4 protein-coding genes are annotated in these 5,069 nt (G+C 72.6%); 3 read left to right on the forward strand and 1 reads right to left on the reverse strand.

The features are described from left to right. Positions 1–363: 363 nt before the first annotated feature. The 3 genes from dgcN to BWR60_RS35565 all read left to right on the forward strand — a co-directional run bounded on the left by dgcN (position 364) and on the right by BWR60_RS35565 (position 3,739). Positions 364–1,377 (forward strand): N-acetyltransferase DgcN, encoded by a 1,014-nt coding sequence (dgcN, locus tag BWR60_RS35555; protein ID WP_088158007.1) that lies wholly within the window; start codon positions 364–366, stop codon positions 1,375–1,377. After that, positions 1,374–2,360 (forward strand): N-acetyl-D-Glu racemase DgcA, encoded by a 987-nt coding sequence (gene dgcA / locus BWR60_RS35560; protein ID WP_088158009.1) that lies wholly within the window; start codon positions 1,374–1,376, stop codon positions 2,358–2,360. Before dgcN ends, dgcA begins: the two co-directional genes overlap by 4 nt. Before the next feature lie 167 nt (positions 2,361–2,527). Continuing rightward, a complete protein-coding gene (locus tag BWR60_RS35565) occupies positions 2,528–3,739 on the forward strand; it encodes an adenylate/guanylate cyclase domain-containing protein (RefSeq protein ID WP_179222082.1) in 1,212 nt (403 codons plus the stop codon). Positions 3,740–3,913: 174 nt separating this feature from the next. On the opposite strand, the gene BWR60_RS35570 is transcribed toward BWR60_RS35565, so the two are convergent. Continuing rightward, complete coding sequence (locus tag BWR60_RS35570; RefSeq protein ID WP_230983281.1) at positions 3,914–4,870, reverse strand: alpha/beta fold hydrolase; 957 nt, start codon at positions 4,868–4,870, stop codon at positions 3,914–3,916. Positions 4,871–5,069: the final 199 nt, after the last annotated feature.

Raw genomic sequence — 5,069 nt, forward strand, 5'->3', positions numbered from 1 at the left:
GCCCCACCCGGCGGCCCGGCCGCCGGTGCAGCCGCCGCGCAACGCCGCGGCCGCGCCGCGCCCGGTGCCGCACGAGGCCCAGCCGCAGCCCCATCGGGCCCCATCGCCGCAGATGACGCAGCAGCGTCGTCCGCAGCCGCAGGCCGAGCATCGGCCGCCCCCACCGCCGGCAAGGCGCCCGCTGCCGCCGCCCGACAAGCGGCAGCAGCAGGACCAGAACTGACCCCGCCCGGCCTCCCCATCCCGCGCGGACCGGGAGGCCGCGCACCCTCACCGCCGGTTATGACGTCCCCAAGCCCCGATCCTGGCCTGACCCCGGATTCCCGCTACACTCGCCGCGACCGTTGGTGAGGAGCCCGCATCGTGGATATCCGGCGTCCCTATCTGCTGTTCCTGGGGGATGCCCCCGACCAGCTTGCCGCCAAGACCGCCTATGGCGTGGCCCAGTGGCGCCGCGAGGTCTGCGTCGGCCAGCTGCGGCTGGACGGCTGCCGCGCCACCTGCGGCCTGCCCGACCTGACCTTGGAGGAGGCCGCGGCCAAGGGCGCGCAGACGCTGATCATCGGCGTCGCCAACCGCGGCGGCCGGATCTCCGCCGCCTGGCAGGCCACCATGCTGCGGGCGCTGGAGCTCGGCATGGACATCGCCTCGGGCCTGCACAACCGCATCGCCGACCTGCCGGCGGTGGCGCAGCGCGCCCAGGCGCTGGGCCGCAGCCTGTTCGATGTGCGCCACCCGGACCGCGATTTCGACGTCGCCACCGGCATGCCGCGCCGCGGCCGCCGCCTGTTGACCGTCGGCACCGACTGCTCGGTCGGCAAGATGTTCACCTCGCTGGCGCTGGAGCGCGAGATGAAGGCGCGCGGCTTCAAGGCCGATTTCCGCGCCACCGGCCAGACCGGCATCCTGATCGCCGGCGGCGGCGTCTCGGTCGACGCCGTGGTGGCCGACTTCATCTCCGGTGCCACCGAATGGCTGGCGCCGGAGGCCGAGACCGACCATTGGGACCTGATCGAGGGCCAGGGGTCGCTGTTCCACGCCTCCTATGCCGGGGTGTCGCTGGGCCTGCTGCACGGCGCCCAGGCCGAGGCGCTGGTGATGTGCCATGAGCCCGGCCGGCCGCATATGCGCGGCCTGCCGAACTTTCCCCTCCCCGACCTGGCCGACTGCATCGCCCTGAACGAGCGCTGCGCCCGGCTGACCAACCCGAAGGCAAAGGTCGTCGGCCTGGCCTTCAACACCTCGGCGCTGGATCCGCAGGCGGCGGAGCGGGCGCTGAAGGAGGCCGAGGACCGCTTCGGCCTGCCCACAGTCGACCCGGTGCGCACCGGCGTCGCCGCCATCGTCGACCGGCTGCCGGCCCCGGTGCACGCGTGACCGGCCGCCTTCTGTCGGTCCGCCAGGCGGTGTGGCCGATCCGCGGCGTCTTCACCATCTCGCGCGGCAGCCGCACCGAGGCGCGGACCCTGATCGCCGAGATCGTCGCCGGCGGCGCGGTCGGCCGCGGCGAATGCACGCCCTACGCCCATTACGGCGAGAGCCTGGAGAGCGTGACCGCCCAGATCGAAAGCGTGGCCCAGGCCATCGCCGACGGCGCCGACCGGCCGGGGCTGGAGGCGCTGCTGCCGCCCGGCGCCGCCCGCAACGCGGTCGACTGCGCCCTGTGGGACCTGGAGGCCAAGCTGGCCGGGGTGCCGGCCTGGGCCGTGGCCGGGATCCCGGAGCCGGGTCCCGTCACCACCGTCTACACGCTGAGCCTGGACACGGTGGAGCGGATGGGCGAGGCGGCGCGGCAATCGGCGCACCGGCCGCTCCTGAAGCTGAAGCTGACCGGCGACGGCGACCTGGAGCGGGTGCAGGCGGTGCGGGCGAACGCGCCGAGCAGCCGGCTGGTGGTCGACGCCAACGAGGCCTGGTCGATCGCCCATCTGGAACGCTTCGGCCCGGCCTTCGCGGCGCTGGGGGTGGAAGTCATCGAGCAGCCGCTGAAGGCGGCGGAGGACGACGCGCTGCTGGGCTTCGAGAGCCCGATCCCGCTCTGCGCCGACGAAAGCTGCCACGACACCGCCAGCCTGGACCGCTGCGCCGGCAAATACGCCATGGTGAACATCAAGCTGGACAAGGCCGGCGGGCTGACCGAGGCGCTGCGGCTGCGTGCCGCAGCCCGCGAGCGCGGCTTCAGCGTGATGGTCGGCTGCATGGTCGCCTCCTCCCTCGCCATGGCGCCGGCGACGCTGGTGGCCCAGGGGGCGGAGGTGGTGGACCTGGACGGGCCGCTGCTGCTGGCCCAGGACCACGATCCTGCCCTGCGCTATGACGGCGCCACGGTGTATCCGCCGGAGCCGGCGCTGTGGGGCTGAGGCGGGGCCGAGGACGCCGCTACGGCGCGGCTCGGCACGCCGTGCAAGGCAGCTTTTCCTTTCATCGGTAAGAGGCTGACTCGAAATCTGGACGCGACACCCCTAGATGATGGAGGCTGTGCTGCGAGGGGCGGACCATGGGCGTCGTGATCGAGAAAGACAATCCGATGACGAGCTGTACTGGCTCACCCACGTTGGACTGGCTCCTCTATGAGGCGCCGGGCATCCGGGACATCGGCCAGCTGCTCGAGGAGTTCTGCAACCGCCTGGTCGCGGAGGACGTCCCGGTCGCGCGCGGCCTCGCCATCATTCCCGCCCTGCATCCGCTTTATTTCGGCACCGCCTATATCTGGCGCGGCACCGGCGCGATCGAGCGCCGCCGCGGCCTGTGGGAGAACCGCAACGCGCCCGAATACCTGGACAGCCCGATCCGCGTGGTGATCGAGGAGGGGGCGGATGCCGTGCGCCGCCGCCTGACCGGCCCGAAGGCGCAGCTCGACTTCCCGGTGCTGGAGGAGTTCCGCGACGAGGGGCTGACCGACTACGCCCTGTTCGGCCTGGCCTTCACCAGCGGCCGCCGCTCCGCCATCTCCTTCGCCACGCGCGCGGAGGACGGGTTCGGTGAGGCGGCGCTGGAAAAGATCGACCGGCTGATGCCGATCCTGACCCGGCTGGTCGAGATCCACACCCTGCGCGCCACCGCGGTCGACCTCCTGGACACCTATGTCGGCCACGACGCCGGCGCCCGCATCCTGAACGGCCAGATCCGCCGCGGCATGTCGGAATCGCTGCATGCCGCCATCTGGTACTGCGACCTGCGCGACTTCACCGCGATGAGCGAGAAGGTCGGGCGCGAGGAGATCGTCGCCTCGCTGGACAGCTATTTCGAGACGATGGCGGCCGCAGTGCAGGAATCCGGCGGCGAGATCCTGAAGTTCATCGGCGACGCCATGCTGGCGATCTTCCCGGTGGATGAGGAGCAGGGCGTGCAGGATGCGGCGACCAAGGCCCTGACCGCCGCCGCGGTGGCCGAGCACGGCATGGCCGCGCTGAACGCGAAGCGGGTCGAGGAGGGCCGGCCGGCGCTCGACTACGGCCTGTCGCTGCATATCGGCGAGGTGATGTACGGCAATATCGGCGCCGCCGACCGGCTGGACTTCACCGTGATCGGCCCCGCGGTCAACCTGGCCAGCCGGGTCGAGGCGCTGTGCCGCATCACCGGCCGCCGCCCGCTGATGACCGAGCCCTTCCGCCGCGCCGCCGGCGTGGACGCCGAGCCCATGGGCCGGTTCAGCCTGCGCGGCGTGTCGGAGGACCAGGAGGTGTTCAGCCCGGTGCGGCTGCCGCTCCCGGCCACGGCCGAGGCCGCCGCCGAGTAGCTTTCCCCCTCACCCTCCCGCCGCCAACGCGGCGGGCCCCTCCCTCTCCCCGAGGAGAGGGAAATGAGCCGCGTCGCCCCTTACCTCTCCTTGGGGAGAGGTCGAAATCGCGGTAGCGATTTCGGGTGAGGGGGTGGCTCCGGTCCATCCTCCTTCCGCCGCGTCTGGACTCTGTCAGGGTCCGCCCGACGCCTGCAGATCCGATCCCGGGACCGCACCGTCGGCCATGGCGCGGCGGGCCTGGCCGCGCAGCTCGGCGCCCGACGGCAGGCTCGGCCCCGGATGCAGCACCCAGTCGGCGACATCGCGCTGCGGCGTGCGCCGGCCGAGATCGCGCAGCAGCCAGTGCCAGCCGCGGCTGTAGGAGGCGACGACCAGGTCCGACCGTTGCGGCAGGCGGCGCAGCAGCCGGTTCACCGAGGCCGGCGCCAGCACCTGCTCATGCTCGCCCAGCAGCACCAAGGCCGGCTCCGGAATCTCCGCCGCCGCGTCCGAGGCGCGGCCCATCAGGTCGACCAGCCCGTCGATGGTGTCGACCCGGGTCGCGCGGATGTACAGCGGGTCGCGGCCCAGCGCGATCAGCATCGGGATGTTGTCGCTGGCCTGGACGCCGAGATCGCGGCCGGTGAAGGTCATCGCCGGGATCAGCCGCCGGGTCAGCCACAGCGCCACCCGGGGAATGGTCGCCATGCTCTGCCTGCCCCAGGTGGCCGGGGCGGAGAGGATCAGCCCGGCCATCGGCGGGTGGTCCGGCCCGGTCGCCGTCAGGATGGCGACGGCCCCGCCCATGCTTTCGCCCAGCAGATAGACCGGGACGCCCGGATAGCGCGCCTCCAGCAGCCGCAGCGTCGCGGCGGCGTCGGCGGCCAGGGTCTGCGTCCCCGGCCAGATGCCGCGCCGGGCGGTGGCGCCGAAGCCGCGCTGGTCATAGGCGTAGGTGGCGATGCCGAGCTGGCCCCAGAACCGGGCCGGATCGTCGAAGGCGCGGCCATATTCGTTGAAGCCGTGCAGCGCCAGAATCACCGCGCGGGGCTTCTCCACCGGCCCCCAGCTGCGCAGCGGCAGGCGGTAGCCGTCGGCCGCGATCACCGCATCGGCCTCCAGCCTCGGGGTAGCGGTCCCGTCCCCCATCGGCTGCACCATCGCCCCGCAGGCGGCGACCAGGAGGAGGGCGAGGCAGATCAGGATTCGGCTGGCGATCTTGATCTTTCTTGTCCCCCCTCCCCTCGCGGGAGGGGGGTAGGGGGAGGGGGTTCGGGCAGCAAGAGCCGGTGCGTGAGACACAAGGAAGGGCGCCCCGTCGATCCTGCCGACGGCGGCTCTCTTCGAT

The sequence above is a fragment of the Inquilinus limosus genome (assembly GCF_002195995.1).
Taxonomy (GTDB): domain Bacteria; phylum Pseudomonadota; class Alphaproteobacteria; order DSM-16000; family Inquilinaceae; genus Inquilinus; species Inquilinus limosus_C.